At 73.5% G+C, this 17,472-nt stretch carries 14 protein-coding genes and 1 tRNA gene; 8 read left to right on the plus strand and 7 right to left on the minus strand.

Features of this window, described 5'->3' with window-relative positions:
• Positions 1-85 precede the first annotated feature (85 nt).
• Positions 86-2,320 carry a YhgE/Pip family protein gene (locus AB0I29_RS20555; RefSeq protein ID WP_357485056.1) on the minus strand — a complete coding sequence of 745 codons (2,235 nt, stop codon included), beginning with the start codon at positions 2,318-2,320 and terminating at the stop codon, positions 86-88.
• Positions 2,320-5,055: an MMPL family transporter gene (locus tag AB0I29_RS20560; RefSeq protein WP_357485059.1), complete on the minus strand. Its 2,736-nt coding sequence runs from the start codon at positions 5,053-5,055 to the stop codon at positions 2,320-2,322. The genes AB0I29_RS20555 and AB0I29_RS20560 overlap by 1 nt, the downstream gene beginning before the upstream one ends.
• 105 nt (positions 5,056-5,160) lie before the next feature.
• Here AB0I29_RS20560 and AB0I29_RS20565 point away from each other — a divergent pair, with 105 nt between their 5' ends.
• Complete coding sequence (locus AB0I29_RS20565; RefSeq protein WP_285100666.1) at positions 5,161-5,763, plus strand: response regulator transcription factor; 603 nt, start codon at positions 5,161-5,163, stop codon at positions 5,761-5,763.
• 28 nt (positions 5,764-5,791) lie between these two features.
• Here AB0I29_RS20565 and AB0I29_RS20570 read toward each other — a convergent pair whose 3' ends face one another.
• Positions 5,792-6,664, minus strand: coding sequence for a hypothetical protein (locus AB0I29_RS20570; protein ID WP_357485064.1), 873 nt, complete (start codon positions 6,662-6,664; stop codon positions 5,792-5,794).
• A 191-nt stretch (positions 6,665-6,855) separates the two neighbouring features.
• Between AB0I29_RS20570 and AB0I29_RS20575 the strand changes: the two genes are divergently transcribed.
• Both AB0I29_RS20575 and AB0I29_RS20580 read left to right on the plus strand, forming a co-directional pair.
• Entirely contained in the window at positions 6,856-7,365 is a 510-nt protein-coding gene (locus AB0I29_RS20575) for a MarR family transcriptional regulator (protein WP_357485067.1), read from the plus strand.
• A 36-nt stretch (positions 7,366-7,401) separates the two neighbouring features.
• A complete protein-coding gene (locus AB0I29_RS20580; RefSeq protein WP_357485072.1) occupies positions 7,402-8,424 on the plus strand; it encodes a nitronate monooxygenase in 1,023 nt (340 codons plus the stop codon).
• 118 nt (positions 8,425-8,542) lie between these two features.
• Here the strand turns inward: AB0I29_RS20580 and AB0I29_RS20585 are convergent, their stop codons facing one another.
• Both AB0I29_RS20585 and AB0I29_RS20590 read right to left on the minus strand, forming a co-directional pair.
• Complete coding sequence (locus tag AB0I29_RS20585) at positions 8,543-8,830, minus strand: hypothetical protein (RefSeq protein ID WP_357485077.1); 288 nt, start codon at positions 8,828-8,830, stop codon at positions 8,543-8,545.
• A 120-nt stretch (positions 8,831-8,950) separates the two neighbouring features.
• Positions 8,951-9,027: transfer RNA gene (locus tag AB0I29_RS20590), tRNA-Pro, on the minus strand.
• 192 nt (positions 9,028-9,219) lie between these two features.
• Between AB0I29_RS20590 and AB0I29_RS20595 the strand changes: the two genes are divergently transcribed.
• Complete coding sequence (locus tag AB0I29_RS20595) at positions 9,220-9,699, plus strand: hypothetical protein (protein ID WP_357485081.1); 480 nt, start codon at positions 9,220-9,222, stop codon at positions 9,697-9,699.
• Between the two features lie 475 nt (positions 9,700-10,174).
• Here the strand turns inward: AB0I29_RS20595 and AB0I29_RS20600 are convergent, their stop codons facing one another.
• Positions 10,175-11,191 carry a LacI family DNA-binding transcriptional regulator gene (locus AB0I29_RS20600; protein ID WP_357485086.1) on the minus strand — a complete coding sequence of 339 codons (1,017 nt, stop codon included), beginning with the start codon at positions 11,189-11,191 and terminating at the stop codon, positions 10,175-10,177.
• A gap of 205 nt (positions 11,192-11,396) precedes the next feature.
• Here AB0I29_RS20600 and AB0I29_RS20605 point away from each other — a divergent pair, with 205 nt between their 5' ends.
• The 4 genes from AB0I29_RS20605 (at position 11,397) to AB0I29_RS20620 (ending at position 16,563) form a co-directional block, all read left to right on the plus strand.
• Positions 11,397-13,328, plus strand: a complete 1,932-nt coding sequence (locus tag AB0I29_RS20605; protein WP_357485092.1) for a beta-L-arabinofuranosidase domain-containing protein — start codon at positions 11,397-11,399, stop codon at positions 13,326-13,328.
• 97 nt (positions 13,329-13,425) lie between these two features.
• Entirely contained in the window at positions 13,426-14,739 is a 1,314-nt protein-coding gene (locus AB0I29_RS20610; protein ID WP_357485097.1) for an extracellular solute-binding protein, read from the plus strand.
• Positions 14,736-15,623 carry a sugar ABC transporter permease gene (locus AB0I29_RS20615; protein ID WP_357485102.1) on the plus strand — a complete coding sequence of 296 codons (888 nt, stop codon included), beginning with the start codon at positions 14,736-14,738 and terminating at the stop codon, positions 15,621-15,623. The genes AB0I29_RS20610 and AB0I29_RS20615 overlap by 4 nt, the downstream gene beginning before the upstream one ends.
• A gap of 1 nt (position 15,624) precedes the next feature.
• Positions 15,625-16,563, plus strand: a complete 939-nt coding sequence (locus AB0I29_RS20620; RefSeq protein WP_357485107.1) for a carbohydrate ABC transporter permease — start codon at positions 15,625-15,627, stop codon at positions 16,561-16,563.
• Here the strand turns inward: AB0I29_RS20620 and AB0I29_RS20625 are convergent.
• Entirely contained in the window at positions 16,496-17,461 is a 966-nt protein-coding gene (locus AB0I29_RS20625; protein ID WP_357485111.1) for an EamA family transporter, read from the minus strand. The genes AB0I29_RS20620 and AB0I29_RS20625 overlap by 68 nt on opposite strands.
• Positions 17,462-17,472 lie beyond the last annotated feature (11 nt).

The following is a 17,472-nucleotide window of genomic DNA, read 5'->3' on the forward strand; positions in this document are numbered from 1 at the left end:
GGGTTTCTTCGCTTTGAGGCGCCTCAAAGCGAAGAAACCCGGGCCTCGAAGGAGATGGCGAGACGGGCGACGGCGCCCACGCCCGTTATGCGGCGGCCGCGGCCGCCTGCTGCTCCGGGGCGTCCAGCCGCAGCCGGCGCGGCGACACGTACCGGCGGCGGTCGGTCACCACGATCGTGGCCAGCAGCCCCACGACCAACCACGCGACCAGCTCCGCGACGCCGCCGGCGAGGCCCGCGCTGTCGGTCGTCACTGCCCGCAGCGCGATGATCGCGCCGTGCGTCGGCAGCACGTCGGCGAGCGCGTACAACGGGCCGGGCAGCGTGGTCACCACGCCCGTCGCCACGGTCAGGACGGCGACCGCGAGCGACGCCAGCCGCCCCGCCGGCCCGAAGATCGCGGCCAGCGCCTGGTTGAGCGCCACGAACGTGGCCGCCGAGAGCAGCGCGACCAGCACGAAGCCCACCGCCGCCGACAGGTGCAGCCGCAGCACCGGGATCGCGACGGCCGAGATGACCAGCGCGGCGCTCGCCGCCGCGATCGACCCCGGCACCGCGGCCCGCAGCGTGAGCCTCCACGTCGGCTCCCGCGACGTCAGGATCCCGGCCGGCAGCGGGCGCGTCGCCAGGTACGTCACCAGCGCGAGGGCCCACAGCGCCAGCGCGGAGAACAGCGCGATCGACAGCACGCCGAACGGCGCGGAGGTGGTGGTCGACGTCGTCGGGTCGGACGCCACGGCCGACAGGTGGTCCTGCTCGTCGTCCGTGTACGTGGGCACCTGCCCGACGGCGTCCGACAGCCCCGAGGCGAGCTGGTGCGCGCCGTCGTCCGCGTCGTGGGCGCCGCTCGCGACCTGGTCCGCGCCCGGCACCAGGTCGTCCGCGCCCGCGGCCAGCCCGCTCGCGCCGACGGCGACCTGCTGCGCCGCCGCGTTCGTCTGCGCCACCCCGGAGTCGAGGTCCGCCGCCCCCACGGCGAGCTGCCCCGCGGCGGAGTCGACCTGCCCGGCGCCCGACGCGACGCCCTGCGCCCCCGCGTTCAGGTCGTCCGCGGCGCTCGCCGCCGAGGCGATCCCGGCCGCCAGCTCGGCGGACCGCGTGGCCAGCTCCGCGTTGCCCCGGGCCACCTGCCGCGAGCCGGTGCGCAGCGCCTGCACCGCGTCGCGCGCGGACACGACGTCGGCGCGCACCCGGGCCCTGCCGTCCTCGATCCGCTGTGCGGCGGAGTCGGCCCGGCCGGCCGCGCGCTCAAGCGCCTGGCAGAAGTCGCGGTCGGCCACCACGCTCGTGCCGCACCGCTCCGCGAGCCGGTCCAGCTCGGCGACGACGTCCCGCGTGTCGGGGAGCCGGTCCAGGCCGTCGATCGCCCGGTCGGCCACCGGGACCACCCGGTCCGCGAGCCGCTTGGTGCCGTCGGCGACCCGGTCGGCGCCGTCGGCCAGCTCCTGGGCGGCCGCGGGGAGCCGTGCCGCACGCTGCGCGGCGTCGTCCAGGCCGGAGGACAGCGCGGCCGTGCCGTCGGCGACCTGCCCGGCCCCGGCGGCGAGGTCGCCGGTGGCGCCGGCCAGCACGGACGCACCCGAGGCGAGCCCCGCCGACCCGGCCGCGAGCTGGCCTGTACCGGCGGCGAGCGTCCCGGCGCCCCCGGACAGCTCGTCGGCGCCGTCGGCGACCTGGTCCACGCCGCCGGACAGCTCGTCGGCGCCGTCGCTGAGCTGGGCGGTGCCGTCGGCGAGCTGCCCGGCACTGTCCGAGGCGTCGCCGAGCTGCTGGTGCAGCGTCGTGAAGCTGCCGTAGATGGTGCCGAGGTACGACTCCACGATCGTCTGGTTCAGAGCGTCCTGGGTGTCGTCGGCCACGCCGCCGGCCAGGTACGGGTCCGCCACCCCGGCGGCCGTGGTGGTCTGCACGTCCAGGCCGGCCTGGACGGCGTCCATCGGGTCGTCCGCGGTCGCGGCCGACATGCCCTGGGCGGAGAAGTCCTTCGGGATGGTGACGACGGCGGCGTAGGTGCCGCTGTCGAGCCCGTCGCGCGCGTCGGAGGCGTCGGTGAGCACCCAGGCGTACGCGGAGTCGTCGTCGTGGGTCAGGTTCCCGGCGAGCGTGCGGCCGAGCGGGATCTGCTGCCCGTTCACCTCGACGGGCTCGTCGTTGTTCACGACGGCGGCCCGGGCGGTCTGGTGGTCGGTGCCCGGGGACCAGAAGGCCCAGGTGAGCAGGCCCATGACGAGCAGCGGCACGGCCACGAGGGCGGTCCAGGTGCGCCAGGTCAGGGGCCGGGTCGTCAGGGAGCGGGCGGAGGCGGCGAACGACATGGTCATCACAGGACCTCTGCGGGTCGGCGGGTCATCGCGTAGAGCTGGGTGGCCTCCAGCGGGAGCAGGTCGACCACCCGGTCGGGGTCCTGGCAGGCCAGGACGAACGTGGCGGGCGATCCGCCGGAGGTCACGCGGAAGCCGAGCTGGTCACGCAGGCGGGCGCGGGCCTCGGAGCGGAGCACCAGGTCGGCGTCGTCGACCAGGATCAGCTCGATGTCGCGCGCCAGCGCCTCCGTGACCCGGCCCGCGGGGTCCCGGTCGCCGCGGCCGTCGACGACGGCGACCTTCGGCCGCAGGGCGTGCACGTGCTGCGGCAGCACCTGTCCCAGCACCTTCAGGTCGCCGCGATGCCTGGTCACCCGCCCCGCGAGCGAGAGCAGCAGCGCCGACTTGCCCACCGCGCCGGACCCGTGCAGCACCAGCACCTCGCCCCGGGGCACGTGCAGCTCGACGTCGCGGTAGACCGGGCGGCCACGGTCGTCGTCCAGGCTGAGGGCCCGCGCGCTGATCACCTCATCGCTGTCCGGCGCGGGCCAGTCTGCCAGCCGCAGCTCGTGCAGCAGCCCGTCGCCCTCAGCGTCGAACACCGGCAGCCGGCGGTCGAGCGCGGGCGGCAGGCCCCAGGCCCGGTCGCCGAGCAGCGCGAGCACGGCGGGCACGAACATCATCCGGACCACGAACGCGTCGATGAAGACGCCCACGGCCAGGGCGAACGCGATCGGCTTGATGGTCGCGCTGCCGTCCGGCACGAACGCCGCGAAGACGCCGAACATGATGAGCGCCGCCGCGACGACCACCCGGGAGGCCGAGACGAAGCCCTCCTCGATCGCCTCCTGCGCGCCGCCGTGGTGGGCGTAGTGCTCACGGATCCGCGAGACCAGGAAGACCTCGTAGTCCATCGCGAGCCCGAACAGCACGCCCATCAGGATGATCGGCAGAAAGCTGATGACGCTCCCGACGTGCGCGACGTCGAGCAGGGCGGCGCCGTGCCCCTCCTGGAACACGAGCGACGTGAGGCCGAACGCCGCCCCGATCGAGAGCAGGTAGCCCACGGTCGCCTTGACCGGCACCCAGACCGAGCGGAACACCATGGCCAGCAGCACGAGCGAGAGCCCGGCCACGAGCAGGCCGAACGGGACCAGCGCCGCACCCAGCCGGGCGGACACGTCGATGCCGACGGCGGTCAGGCCCGTGACGGCCGTCTGGGTGTCGTGCTCGGCGAGCCAGTGCGGCTCCTGGTCCCGGATCCGCTCCACCAGCGCGTCGGTGCGGGCGTCGTCCGGCGCCGTGGTGGGGACCACCGAGATGATGCCCGTGTCGCCCTTCTCGTTGGGCGTGGCCAGGGGCACCGCCGCGACGCCGGGGATGTCGCGGATCTCGTCCGCGAGGTCGTCGACCAGTCCCGACGGGTCGGTGGACTGGATGACGTCCGCCGTCACCAGCAGCGGCCCGTTGTAGCCGGCGCCGAAGTGCTCCGCCACCACGTCGTAGGTCTCGCGCGCCGGCGACCCGGGCTCCTGGCTGCCGTTGTCCGGCAGCGCGAGGCGCAGGTTCGCCGCGGGCACGGCCAGGGCGCCGAGCCCGAGCACCACGACGGCGATGGTGACGATCGGCCTGCGCGTGACGAAGCGGACCCACGGCCGGGCGACCCGAGGCTTGCGGAACCGGGGGCGGCGACGGCGTCCGGAGCGCTCTCCTCCTGCCTGGGCCCGGACCTTCGGCACCAGCCGGCGTCCGGCGAACGCCAGCAGCGCCGGCACGAGCGTCACCGCCACGCAGACCGCGACGGCCACGCCGAGCGCCGCCGCGACGCCCATGGTCGTCAGGAACGGGATGCGCGCCACCGACAGGCCGAGCAGCGCGATCAGCACCGTCAGCCCCGCGAAGAGCACCGCGGAGCCCGCCGTCGCGGTCGCACGGGCGATCGACTCCTCGACCGACAGGCCCTCGGCGAGCTGGTCGCGGTGCCGGGACAGCAGGAAGAGCGCGTAGTCGATGCCCACCGCCAGGCCGATCATCACCGCGAGCATGGGCGCGGTCGAGGAGACCGGCACGAAGAGGGTCCCCAGGTAGACCAGGGCCACGGACACACCCACGCCCACCACCGCCGTCACGAGCGGCATCACCGCCGCGACGATCGTCCGGAACATCAGCAGCAGCACCACGAGCGCGATGAGCAGACCCACGGCCTCCGTGGAGCTCAGCCCCGGCACCCGGTCCGCGAACGCGTCCCCGCCCGTGTAGACCCGGGCGCCGCTCCCGACCTCACCCGCGAGATCATCCGCGATCCCGCTCAGGTCCGTCAGCGTGCTGTCGTGGACATCGGTCGAGACGACGCTGAGCTGCACCCCGATGTTCGCCGCCAGGCCGTCGTCGGACACCGCGTCGTTGACGTCCGGGTCGAACGGGTCGGAGGCCAGCTCCACCTGCGCCACGTCCCCGATCCGGTCCACGGCGTCCGACACCGCCTGCCGCGTCGCGGCGGTATCGACCTGCTGCCCCTCCGGAACCAGCAGCACGAGCTGCGCAGAGGTGCCGCTGACCTGCGGAAAGACATGGTCGAGGTGGTCCATCGCGTCCTGCGACTCCGACCCCGGGATCGCGAAGGTGTCGTCCGTACCCTTGTTCAGGAGGGCGCTCGCGGTGCCGCACACGATGAACACCAGGAGCCACGCGAGGACGACCAGGCCGCGGTACCGGGCCACCGCACGCCCGAGCCGATAGAGGAATGACGACACGACGCACCTCCCGTGCGCCGAGACGGCGCCCTTCCATACTGGCTGCGCCGGGCACGGTCGACATGTCGAACGCCCGGGCGACGACCTGCCCCGTACCCTGACCCGATGATCCGAGTGCTGCTCGCCGACGACGAGGGGATGATCCGGTCCGCCCTGGCCGCGCTGCTCCGGCTGGAGGCGGACATCGAGGTCGTGGCCGAGTGCGCCGACGGCGCGGAGGCGGTCGCCGAGGCGGAGCGGCTGCGGCCCGACGTCTGCCTGCTGGACCTCGAGATGCCGCACCTGGACGGCGTGGAGGTGGCCCAGCGGCTGAACCGCACGCTGCCCACGCGCTGCGTGATCGTCACCCGCCATGCCCGGCCCGGCGTCCTGCGGCGCGCGCTGGCCTCGGGCGCCGTCGGCTTCCTGCCCAAGTCGCGCCCCGCCGACGAGGTCGCGGCCGTCATCCGCCGCGTCGCGGCGGGCGGCCGGTACGTGGACCCGGAGGTCGCGGCCGACGCGCTGCGCGACGAGCGGTCGCCGCTGACCGACCGCGAGCTGGACGTGCTGCGCGCCGGCCGGCACGGCGAGACCACGCGGCAGATCGCGCGCACCCTGTCGCTCGCCCCGGGCACGGTCCGCAACCACGTCTCCGCCGTGCTGGGCAAGCTCGCCGTCGACACCCGTCAGCAGGCGGTGCTGGTGGCGGAGGAGCGCGGCTGGATCTGACCCGCCTTCGCGCTCCGGCGAGGCGGGCTCACTCGTACGGCTCGCCGAGCGGCACGGTGCCCGCAGACTCCGCGACCTCGGCCGGCACGGTCCCGACCTCGACGAGCTCCTCGCGGCCGCCCCCGCCCGAGACCCCGAGCACGAGGACCGGCCCGACGCCGGGGGCGTAGAGCTTGTACTCGAGCACGTCGGGCTCGATGGTGATCGTGTCCTTGGTCAGCAGCGCGCGGTCGTAGTGCCCCGCCGGGACCTCGGCCTGCTCGTCCAGGCTGAGCACCTCGCCGTTGTCCTCGGCCTCGCCCCGGTAGAACTCCTGCCGGTACGCCATCCCGACGGCGGGATCGGCCGGCACGATCACGCCGGGAAGGGCGCCGTCGAGCCCCGCCTCGAACGAGCCCTCCGTGGTGGCGACCCGGCCGTCCTCGAACTCGGCCGTGTCCTCGCCGAGGTACCAGATCGTGCCGTCGGGGTCCTGCGCGTACCAGTCGAAGGTGTCCTCGACCACCTCGCCGCGCCGCGTCACGGTGTCCCGCACGACGCGCGCCGTGGCGCCGTCGGCGATCTCCTTGGTCTCGCTGGTGACCGTCACCACCACGCGCAGCTCCTGGCCCTCCTCGTCGGTCTCGCGGTAGACCCACTGCGTGCCGGGCACCATGGGCCAGTACTCGTTGTCGATCTCGGTGGTCAGGTCCGCCGGGTCCAGGTCGGCCGGCTCGTCCGACTGCGGCAGCCCCGCGCCCGCCGGGGCGGACCGGGACCCCATCCCGCCGTGCGGCGGGCCGCCGTCGTGCCCGCGGTCGAACATGCCGCAGCCCGCCACCAGGACGACGACGCCGGCCGCCACCGACACCGTCAGGAGCCGGCGCGCGACGCCCGCCCCTCGGTCTCCTTCCCTACGCACCCGTACCCGCATGGCGCTCCCGCCCCCTCGCGACGTACCTGCCCGCTTCCCCCCTCGACCATAGTCACACCGAGGCGCCAGCCGTGGTACTTTTTCGCTAGCCAGGCTACCTTCAAGAGTGGCGAGTGATAGCAGGAAGGGGATCCTCCGTGGTTCCTGAACCCGAGCCGACCCAGCCACCCGCTCCGTCCATGCTGGATCCCCGGGTGCTCGACCCGCAGGAGGAGATCGTGCAGCGTGCGGGCCTCGACGACCGCGACGTCGACCAGGTGGTCCGCGTGCTGGAGGGACTGCGTGACTGGCGGGAGACGGAGCGCCGGATGAGCGAGGCGTCGCGCCGCTACATGAAGCTCGGCGAGACCGACATGCGCACCCTGCGGTTCGTCATCGCGGCCCACCACCGCGGCGAGACCGCGACCCCGGGTGCGATCGCCGCGCACCTGGGCATCACGTCGGCGTCGACCACCAAGATGCTCGACCGGCTGGCCGACGCCGGCCACGTGCGCCGGCTCCCCCACCCGACGGACCGCCGCAGCCTCGCGGTCGAGGTCACCGAGGAGACCCGGCGGATCGCCCTGCGCAGCGTCGGCCGCAGCCACGCCCACCGGTTCGAGGCGGTCGCCCGGCTCAAGCCGGAGGAGCGGGAGGTGGTCCTGCGGTTCCTCGACGACCTCGCGGGCACCGGGGAGCCCGCCGAGTAGGGTGCCTCTCGCGGAACCGCCGAACGGAGCACGACTGTGACGACCCCGAACCTGCTGGGCAGCGACCTGCCGATCGTGGCGGCCCCGATGGCCGGCGGCGCGACGACGACCGCGCTGGCCGCGGCGGCCACGCGAGCCGGTGCGTTCGCCTTCCTGCCGGGCGGGTACCTCACGCCCGAACGGCTCGCGGCCGACATCGCTGCCGCACGCGCGTGGGACAGCCCGTTCGGGGTCAACCTCTTCGTCCCCGGGACGGAGAGCCTGGACCGGGCGGCGTTCGCGGCCTACGCCCGGCGGCTGGCCCCGGAGGCGGACGCCCTGGGCGTCGAGCTCTCCGCCGATCCCGTGGACGACGACGACCGGTGGCCGGACAAGCTCGCCCTGCTGCTCGACGACCCGGTGCCGGTCGTGTCGTTCACGTTCGGCCTGCCCGGTCCGGCGGACATCCGTGCCCTGCGCCGGGCGGGCACCGTGGTGCTCGCCTCGGTGACCACCGCCGACGAGGCCGCGGCCGCTCGCGACGGCGGCGTGGACGGGCTCGTGGTCCAGGGCCCGGCCGCCGGCGGGCACAGCGCCACGTGGGACCCGGCCCGGCGGGTGGCCGACGCGCCGACGGCGTCGGTGGTCCGCGCCGTCGCGGCCGCCGTCGACCTGCCGCTGGTGGCGGCGGGCGGCGTGGGCGGGCCCGAGGCCGTGCGGGAGCTGCTGACGGCCGGGGCGCAGGCCGTCGCCGTCGGCACGCTGCTGCTGCGCACCGACGAGTCCGGCGCGTCGGCGACCTACCGGGACGCGCTGGCGGCGTCCGACCGCGGAACCGTGGTGACCAGGTCGTTCACCGGCCGGCCGGCGCGCGCGGTGCGCAACGGGTTCGTCGACCGGCACGACGCCGTCGCGCCCGTGGGCTACCCGGCGATCCACCACCTCACGCGCGACCTGCGCCGCCGGGCGGCGGCCGCCGGGGACGCCGAACGGCTCCACCTGTGGGCGGGCACGGGCTACCGGCACGCGACGACGGGCCCGGCCGCCGAGGTCGTCCGGGGGCTGGCCGCAGGTCTCTGATCGCGCGGCGTTGTACAGCGGCCCGGGCTTGGCGAACGAAGAACGGCCGGACCCACCCATGCGTAGGTCCGGCCGTTTGTGGTGGGGGTGACACGTGGCGCTGCGGCCATCGAAACCGTCAGCCCGCCCGGTCCGTGGGCTCCTGACCGGAATGGCGCGCGGCCTTGAGGTCTCTCGCGGCTAGTGCAAGGCCGAGCCCGGTACCTGCAATCAGGCACACCGCCCAGACGACGAGCATTCCCTCGTCCAGAACTCGCTCGAAAGCAACGGCTATCGTGCTCGCGTGGAATAGGATCCCGAGCCACCTGCCCGCAGGCTTGCCCCAACCCCAGAAGCGCCCGCTCAAGGCGCTCCCGATGATGCCAAAGGCGCCGAAGAACGCAACCATGCAGAGCACGATCTGCACTGCCACTCCGTGCCACCGCCTCACCAGTAGTAATTGACGCAGGCTGACCAAGAGCGGGCGCGAATCGGACCTGGTGGGGAACACGGTGGGGAGCGAACTACTCCCCCACCGTGTTCTCGCTGGTCGGGGTGACAGGATTTGAACCTGCGACCCTCTGCTCCCAAAGCAGATGCGCTACCAAGCTGCGCTACACCCCGTGGGTCCGCGACGGCCCGAAGTCTCCCGGGCCGGACCGGGAGACTCCCGGTAGGACGTGCCCGAGTGTATCCGATCGGCGCCTCCGACGGCCGGGTGTTTCGGGGCCGCAAGCAGCGAAGTAATCCTTTGAAGTTCCCCCGGCGCGCCTGCCATCGTCGATACGACACCACACGTATCGGGAGGGACCGAGCATGCTCCGGCAGCGGACGACGTCGCTCACCCTCCCACGGGTGCTCGGGCTCGCGCTCCTGGTCGCCGCCGCACTCCCGGTCGGCCTCGCGGCCTGCGCCGGGAACGGCGCCGTCCCGCCGCCGGAGGTCACGCCGCGCTCGCTCGTCGTCGAGAGTTTTCCCGCCGAAGCGGCCGAGGAGTCGCCACCGGGGCCGCCGATCGAGGGCATGACCAACGCGATCGTCGACGCCACGGTCCGGCCCGCGCGCCTCACGGTGACGATGTGGGGCACCCCCGGCTGCATGCCGTACCCGGTGTCGGTCACCTGGTACGACCCCTGGACGGTGCACGTCACCACCGCGCCCAGCGACGAGACCAGGTGCGCGCCGGACCACCTGGCGGTGAGCCAGGTCGTGGTGCTGCCGGTCGACCACCCCGCCGACGAGGTGCGGACCGTCCGGGTCGACGACGCGTCGGTCGCCTTCGCCTTCCGGCAGTAGCCGCTCCCACCGACTGCGCGAGACCTACCCCTCGCGCAGCGCGGGGCGCCCCTCCGTCCAGACGATCTCGGCGCCCGCCAGCAGGTTGGTACGCCCTCCGGTGTCGTTGCCCTGGAAGGTCGCGCCAGGCGTCGCCGCCGATTCCGCTGTCGAGCGCCGCCTCCGCCACCCCCACGAGCTGCCTTGGCTCTCCTGAGGCCCGGCATCCCGGACCATCCCGGGTCCGAGCGGGATCTACAGCACTGGAATCCGGAGACAAGGCCGTCGAGACGCGGCCTGCCCCAACTCAGCCCTGGGGGCACCTCCTCTTTGAGACCCGACTTTCTCCGCTTTGCGGGCCTCGAAAAGTGAGAAACCCCGGGCCTCGAAGAAGAGGAGACGGCCGCAGCGACGCCGGCGGGCCCACAAACTGGGGTGCGGCAGGCCGCGCGACGCCGGCAGCGGCGGCGACAGCGACGACCGTCGAGACGCCGCCCTACCCGTCACCCAGCGTCGACGCCCGCGCCACCAGCCGCGGCGTCAGCCGCTCCACGCCGCATGCCGGCTCGCCCTCGATCGCCGCGATCAGCAGCTCCGCCGCGCGCTGGCCCAGGCGTTCGAGCTGCATGTCCACGGTGGTCAGCGGCGGGCGGCTGGCCAGCGACATGACCTCCCAGTCGTCGTACCCGGTCACCGCGACATCGGCGGGCACCCGCACGCCGAGCTCCCGCAGCCGGTCGCACCCACCCCGGGCGAGCTGGTCGGAGGCGAACACGATCCCGTCCACGGGCAGCCCGGAACCCACGGCACCACCCAGGACCAGGTCGACGGCGCGCCGTCCCCACTGCTCCGACCAGTCGCCGTACAGCGGCGTGCCCACCAGCTCCAGGCCGCGCGCCGCCAGCTCCGTCGCGAGCGTCTCGTACCGCACCAGGGACGCCGCCTGCTCGGCGCGCCCGCCCACGTAGGCGATCCGACGGCGCCCGAGCCCGGCCAGGTGCTCGACGAGGAGCCGCATCCCGGCGGCGTCGTCGGGCACCACCGAGGCGTCGTCGGGGTCGGACGACGGCGCGAACGCGTAGACCACCGGCATCGGCACCCGGATGGGCTCGCGGGGCTCGGTGGTGCGGCCGGTCACGATGATCCCGTCGACCCGCCGGGCCACGAGCGCGCGCACGTGGTGCTGCTCGCGTACCGGGTCGTGGCGGGCCGTCGCCAGCAGCGCCGACAGCTCCCCGCCCACCAGCGCGTTCTCCGCGCCGAGCACCACCGGCAGCGAGAACCGGCCCGCGGAGTCGGTGCTCAGCAGACCCACGGTGAAGCTGCGCCGGGCCGAGAGCGAGCGTGCGGTCGCGTCGGGCACGAAGCCGAGCCGCTCGGCCGCCTCCCGCACGCGCGCGCGGGTGCTCTCCCGCAGCGAGCCGGTGTCGTTCAGCGCCTTCGACACCGTGCTCGGCGAGACGCCCGCGAGCGCGGCCACGTCCGTGATCCGTACGACCGCTCCCCGGTCCATCCGCACCGCCCCTTCTCCGACAGGTTTCCTTCCGGGTTTTCCGCCACATCGGCGGGGCAAACGCGGAACGCAGCGCCATCGTACCTCCCACCCCAGTTCAGAGCCCAGTTTGCAGCAAGTTTCGCCCAGACCTTTGACGCTGGTGGTGCGGGTCCCTACGATCAGGAAATCGGATTCCTAGTTTCCGTCCCGGAGGAGAGCATCGATGACGACACCGACGCCCAGCGGTACGACGAGCGGCCCGGCCGCCCCCACGAGCGACGCCCGGGTGCTGCTCCGCCCCCTCGCCCCCGGACACGTCACCGTGGACGGCGGGCTGTGGCGCCGCACCGCCGACGTCAACCGTGCCGCCGCCATCCCCGGCGGGCTCGAACAGCTCGCCAAGGCCGGCAACCTGCGCAACCTGGAGATCGCCGCGGGCGTGGCGGACGGCGAGGCGATCGGCCCGATCTTCGCCGACTCCGACGTGCACAAGTGGCTCGAGGCCGCCGCCTGGGAGTACGCCCGCGAACCCGACGAGCAGCTCCTGGCCGACCAGCTCCACGTCACGAGCCTGCTCGCGGCCGCCCAGGCCGACGACGGCTACCTCGACTCCGTGCCCGCCCTGCGGAACGTGCCGCGCTACAGCGACCTGCCGTGGAGCCACGAGCTGTACTGCGCGGGGCACCTGTTCCAGGCCGCCGTCGCCCAGGTGCGCGGCACCGGCCACCGGGAGCTGCTCGACGTCGCCATCAGGCTCGCCGACCACCTCGTGGCCACGTTCGGCGACGGGCCGGGCCAGCTCCGCGAGGTCGACGGCCACCCCGTGATCGAGATGGCCCTGGTCGAGCTCTACCGCGAGACCGGCACGCGCGCCTACCTGGACCTGGCGAGCTGGTTCGTCGAGGCCCGCGGCACCGGCATCATCGAGGCGCACGGCAAGCGGCCCACCTACTTCTCCGACCGGGTGAAGGTCCGCGAGGCCACCACGGTGGAGGGCCACGCCGTCCGCGCCGTCTACCTGGGGGCCGGCGCGGCCGACGTCGCGGTCGAGACCGGCGACGCCGAGCTGCTCGCCGCCCTCGACACCCAGTACCGCGCCATGGAGCGCGGCAAGCAGTACCTGACCGGCGGCCTCGGGGCGCGCTGGGAGGGCGAGTCGTTCGGCGACCCGTACGAGCTGCCGACCGACCGCGGGTACGCCGAGACGTGCGCGGCGATCGGCGGCGTGCAGTGGGCGTGGCGCATGCTGCTCGCCACCGGCGAGGCCCGCTACGCCGACCAGATCGAGCGCATGCTGCTCAACGGGTTCCTCGCCGGGGTCTCCCTGAGCGGCACCGAGTACTTCTACGTGAACCCGTTGCAGCTGCGCAGCGACGCGCACGCCGAGGACGACCGAGGCCCCGCGCACGGCCGCCGCGGCTGGTTCGACTGCGCGTGCTGCCCGCCCAACATCATGCGCACCGTCTCCAGCCTCACCGGCTACCTCGCGACGGCGGACGGGCCGGGCCTCCAGCTCCACCAGTACGCGCCGGGCACCGTCACCGCCCCGCTCGACGGCGGCACGCTGCGCCTGCGCGTCGAGACCCGCTACCCGGACGAGGGCAGCATCGCGCTGCACGTCGAGGAGGCGCCCGACGGCGAGGTGTCCCTCGCCCTGCGCGTCCCCGCCTGGGCCGACGGCGCCACCCTCGACGGCGCACCCGTGACCGCGGGCACCTACGCCCGCGTGACCCGCCGGTTCGCCGCGGGCGACACCGTGCTGCTCGATCTGCCGATGGCGCCCCGGCTCACCACGGCCGACCCGCGAGTGGACGCCGTGCGCGGCAGCGTCGCCATCGAGCGCGGACCTCTGGTCTACGCCCTGGAGCAGCCCGACCAGGAGCCCGGCGCCGTGGTCGACGACCTGCGCATCGACGTCTCCGGCGCGCTGTCCGACGAGTTCCGCCCGGAGCTCCTGGGTGGCGTCACCATCGTGCGAGCGCGCGGCGCCGTCGTCCCCGGGCCCGACGCCGACGCGACGTCGCCGTACGGACCGGCCACCGCGCCGTCGGCGGCGTCGGAACCCGTGCGCGACGTGACCCTGACCGCCATCCCCTACTACGCGTGGGCCAACCGCGGCCCGCAGCCCATGCGGGTCTGGGTCCCGACCCGCTGACCCCACGTCCCAGGGGGCCGGGCCGGTCCCGGCCCCCTGGGCAAGCACGATCCCAGCACGTCTCACCCTGCGTAACGACGCGTAAGGAAGGAGAGCGATGGAGCTCACCAGACGCCAGCTGCTCACCCTCGCGGGCTCGGCCACGGTCGCCGCCGCGCTGGCCGGCTGCGGCGGCACCCTGCGGCCGCCGGACGTCGAGGCCGCCGGCTTCGGCGAGAACGCGACAGGCACGCTCAACCTGTGGTGCCGGTCCGACACGGTCAACGGCACCCAGGCCGTCGTCGACGCGTTCCACCAGGCCCAGGACCGGATCCGCGTGCAGGTCACGCCCATCCAGAACGGGCAGTACGTGACCAAGCTCGCCACGGCGATCCGTGGCGGGCGGGTGCCCGACGTCATCGACATCGACGACATCTACTCGACCCTGTTCGCCTACCGCGGCGCGTTCACCGACCTCACCCCGCTCATCGAGGACCTGGGCATCGGCGACGCGCTGAGCCCGGGTCACCTCGCTCTGAGCACCAAGGACGGCAGGCACTACGGCCTGCCGTTCATCGGGGACTTCTCGGTGCTGTTCTGCAACACCGAGCTGTTCGAGCGCGCGGGCCTGTCCGTCGAGGAGCACACGCGGGACTTCACGGGCATCCTGGAGGCGGCCCGCGCGATCACCGCCCTGGACGACGACGTCTATGGCTGGTCGTTCCCCGGCAACGCGTCGGGCGCGCTCGGCTTCACGGTGCAGCCGCACGTCTGGGCCACCGACCGCGACCTCATCGCCGGCGACGTCGGCGACCAGCGCGGCGACGTCGTCGGCAACGGCGCGCTGCGCCGCACGCTGGAGCTCGAACGCACGCTGTGGGCGGAGCAGCTCGTGCCGCCGGGCAGCTTCTCCGACGACGCCTCGCGCTGGTCGGCCGACTACACCGCCGGCCGCCTGGGGATGTTCCCCGCGGGGTTCGGCGTGGTGGTGCCCAACGCCGACCAGGCGCTCCTGGACCGCACCGAGGTGGTGCTGCTGCCCGGACCCGACGGCGGCCGCGCCTTCTTCGACGGCGGGGACAACCTCTGCATGCTCAACGGCGCGCGGAACCCCTCCGCCGCCTGGGAGTTCATGAGGTTCGCCGTGGCCGTGGAGCAGCAGACCCGGATGCCGGAGGGCTTCTACTCCCCCGTGCGGTCCGACGTCGTCACGCCTCAGTTCGCGCGGGAGAACCCGTTCGTGCTGCCGCCGCTGGAGTCGCTCGACCGGGGCTACGCGCCCACCACGCTCGCCTACAACCTGATCTACAACCAGCAGGACGGACCGTGGTTGCGCATGTTCCGCTCTGCCGTCTTCGACGGGGAGGTCGATGCCGCCATGCAGGAGGCCCAGACCACGTACGACCGCATCCTGCGGCAGGCGCAGGCATGAGCGCCCGCAGGTACGGGACCCTCACGCACCCGCACCGCACGGGGCTCGCGCTCGTCACGCCGGCGGTCGCGCTGGTGGTGGTGTTCGTGTTCGTGCCGCTGGTCGTGGCGGTCTACATCTCGCTGACCAACTTCCCGCTCATCGGGCCGTACCGGTTCATCGGGCTCGACAACTACGCCTCGGTGCTCACGGACCCGACGTTCTGGAGCGCGCTGGGCTACACGCTGCTCTACACGGCGATCGTCACGCTGCCGATCCTGCTGCTCGGGTACGGGCTGGCCGTGCTGGTGCGGTCCAACCGGCGGGGCGCCACGCTGCTGCGCACCATCTTCTTCGTGCCGTTCGTCATCGGCCTGACGACGCTCAGCTTCCTCATGCTGCTGGAGGCGCAGCCGAACAGCGGGCTGGTCAACGTGGCGCTGCGCTTCCTCGGGATCACGGACGGGACGACGGCGTGGCTCGTCGACAGCCCGCTCGCCACCGGGCTGCTGTGCGTCATGGTGATCTGGGGCGTGTCGGGGCTGACGATGGTGCTCCTCATGTCGGGCATGCAGGGCATCCCGCGCGAGGTCTACGAGTCGGCGGAGATCGACGGCGCCTCGTGGTGGCAGCGCGAGCTGCAGATCACCGTGCCGATGCTGCGCCGGACCATCGCGATGACCGTGATCCTGTCGGTCATCGGCTCGTTCCTGGCGTTCACGCAGTTCTACATCCTGACCCAGGGCGGGCCGGGATCCGAGACCACGACGATCGTCATGGCCATCTACCGGCGGGCGTTCGTGCAGCTCCAGCTCGGCGCGGCGACGGCGATGTCGCTCGTGCTGGTCGTCATCACCGGTCTGGTCACCGCGGCCCAGTTCTGGCTGCTGCGGGAGAGGAGCTGACATGGCTACCGTCACCGAGTCCCCGGCGCCGCGGCGCGCTGCCGCCGCCGTCCGCCGTCCTTCTGGTTCCGGCGCTCCCGGGCCGGGCTCCCGCCCGTCCGGGCCCGAGCGGGACACCCGGGTCAAGCGGACGCTCTACGTCGTGGGCGGCACGCTGGCCGCGCTGGTCTTCCTGGTGCCGCTCGTGGTCGCGTTCGTGCGGGCCGGTCAGCCGGGCGACGTGATCGTCGCCGCCCCCGACGACCGGTTCTTCGACCTGTCCTGGGTCAACTTCCAGGCCGTGATCGACCAGCCGGAGGTCTGGCGCGGCATCCTCAACTCGGCGATCGTGTCCGTCTCGACGGCGGTGCTCACGGCGGTGCTCGCCACCCTCGCCGGGTACGGGTTCGCGCGGTTCCCCTTCCGGGGCCGCACGGTGCTGTTCGGGCTGGTGCTGGTCACGCTGATGATCCCGTTCCAGGCGATCCTCACCCCGCTCTACCTGCAGATGAACGTCATGGGGCTCACGGACAGCCTGCTCGGGCTCGTGCTGTTCTACACGACGGTGAACCTGCCGTTCGGCATCTTCGTCATGCGCAACACGTTCGCCGCCGTCCCGGCGGAGCTCGAGGACTCCGCCCACGTGGACGGCGCGGGGACCCTCCGGATCCTCGTGTCGGTGCTGCGGCCGCTGGTCGTGCCCGGGACGGCGACTGCGGCGCTGTACGCGTTCCTCGCGTCGTGGACGGAGTTCCTCGGGGCGCTGACGTTCCTGACCGACTCGAGCCTCTACACGCTGCCCGTCTCGCTGGTGAACCTGCAGCAGGGGGCGTACGGGCAGGTCAACTTCGGTCTGCTGGCGGCAGGGTCGGTCATCGCGATGATCCCGTGCGTCATCTTGTACGTGGCGCTCCAGCGGTACTACGTGGCCGGGCTGGCGTCGGGGTCGGTGAAGGGCTGACCAGCTCTGGGGTGCGGGGCTCTGGGATGCGCGGCGGCGCGGTCCGGCGTCGCGCACCCCACAGCACTCCGGCGATCACGAGCGCCGCGCCCACCGCCGTCCACATCCCGATCGCCTCGCCGAGCATCAGCGCCGACGCCGTCAGGCCCACCACGGGCACCAGCATGGAGAACGGCGCGACGACGCCGGCGGGATGCCGGGCCATGAGCCAGGTCCAGATGCCGGAGCCGGCCAGCGTGCCGATCAGCACCGTGTAGGCGAGGCCCAGGAGTGCGGGGAGCATCTGGGGACCCGGGACGAACGCCTTGCTGATGGCCTCCGGCCCCTCGATGACCAGCGACAGCGCCAGCATCGGGATCGGCGGCACCACGGACATCCACAGGGTCAGGTGCAGCGGGTTGGGCGCCTTGGCGCGGGCGCTGGACACGTTGCCGATCGCCCATCCGAAGCCGCCGGCCAGCACCAGCAGGAACGGCCCGAACGCCGCGGCCGCCGCCTGGGACCAGCCCACGACGGCGAGCCCGAGGGTCGCGACGGAGAGGCCCACGACCTGCCGCGCGGACACCCGGTCCCGGAACGCCACCGCGCCCAGCAGCACCGTGAACGGCGCCGACGACTGCAGCACCAGCGACGCGAGGCCCGTCGGCATGCCCACGGCCATGCCCCAGTAGAGGAACAGGAACTGGAGGGTGCCGAACCCGATCCCGTAGCCCAGCAGCCACCGCACCGGCACCTTCGGGCGCGGCACCAGCAGGATCGTGGGGACGGCGATGACCGCGAACCGCAGCGCCGCGAGCAGGAACGGCGGGAACTGTTCCAGCGACGCGTGGATCGCGATGAAGTTGAGTCCCCACATCACCGCGACGGACACGGCGAGCAGGCGGTGGGAGATCGGCATGACCCGAGCCT

Source organism: Promicromonospora sp. NPDC050262 (genome assembly GCF_040655935.1).
Taxonomy (GTDB): domain Bacteria; phylum Actinomycetota; class Actinomycetes; order Actinomycetales; family Cellulomonadaceae; genus Promicromonospora.

Coding starts and splice junctions, on each gene's coding strand:
- AB0I29_RS20625 (WP_357485111.1), bottom strand. CDS start 17,461: ATGCCGATCTCCCACCGCCTGCTCGCCGTGTCCGTCGCGGTGATGTGG.
- AB0I29_RS20610 (WP_357485097.1), top strand. CDS start 13,426: ATGGAGCTCACCAGACGCCAGCTGCTCACCCTCGCGGGCTCGGCCACG.
- AB0I29_RS20615 (WP_357485102.1), top strand. CDS start 14,736: ATGAGCGCCCGCAGGTACGGGACCCTCACGCACCCGCACCGCACGGGG.
- AB0I29_RS20620 (WP_357485107.1), top strand. CDS start 15,625: ATGGCTACCGTCACCGAGTCCCCGGCGCCGCGGCGCGCTGCCGCCGCC.
- AB0I29_RS20565 (WP_285100666.1), top strand. CDS start 5,161: ATGATCCGAGTGCTGCTCGCCGACGACGAGGGGATGATCCGGTCCGCC.
- AB0I29_RS20555 (WP_357485056.1), bottom strand. CDS start 2,320: ATGACCATGTCGTTCGCCGCCTCCGCCCGCTCCCTGACGACCCGGCCC.
- AB0I29_RS20605 (WP_357485092.1), top strand. CDS start 11,397: ATGACGACACCGACGCCCAGCGGTACGACGAGCGGCCCGGCCGCCCCC.
- AB0I29_RS20575 (WP_357485067.1), top strand. CDS start 6,856: ATGCTGGATCCCCGGGTGCTCGACCCGCAGGAGGAGATCGTGCAGCGT.
- AB0I29_RS20600 (WP_357485086.1), bottom strand. CDS start 11,191: ATGGACCGGGGAGCGGTCGTACGGATCACGGACGTGGCCGCGCTCGCG.
- AB0I29_RS20595 (WP_357485081.1), top strand. CDS start 9,220: ATGCTCCGGCAGCGGACGACGTCGCTCACCCTCCCACGGGTGCTCGGG.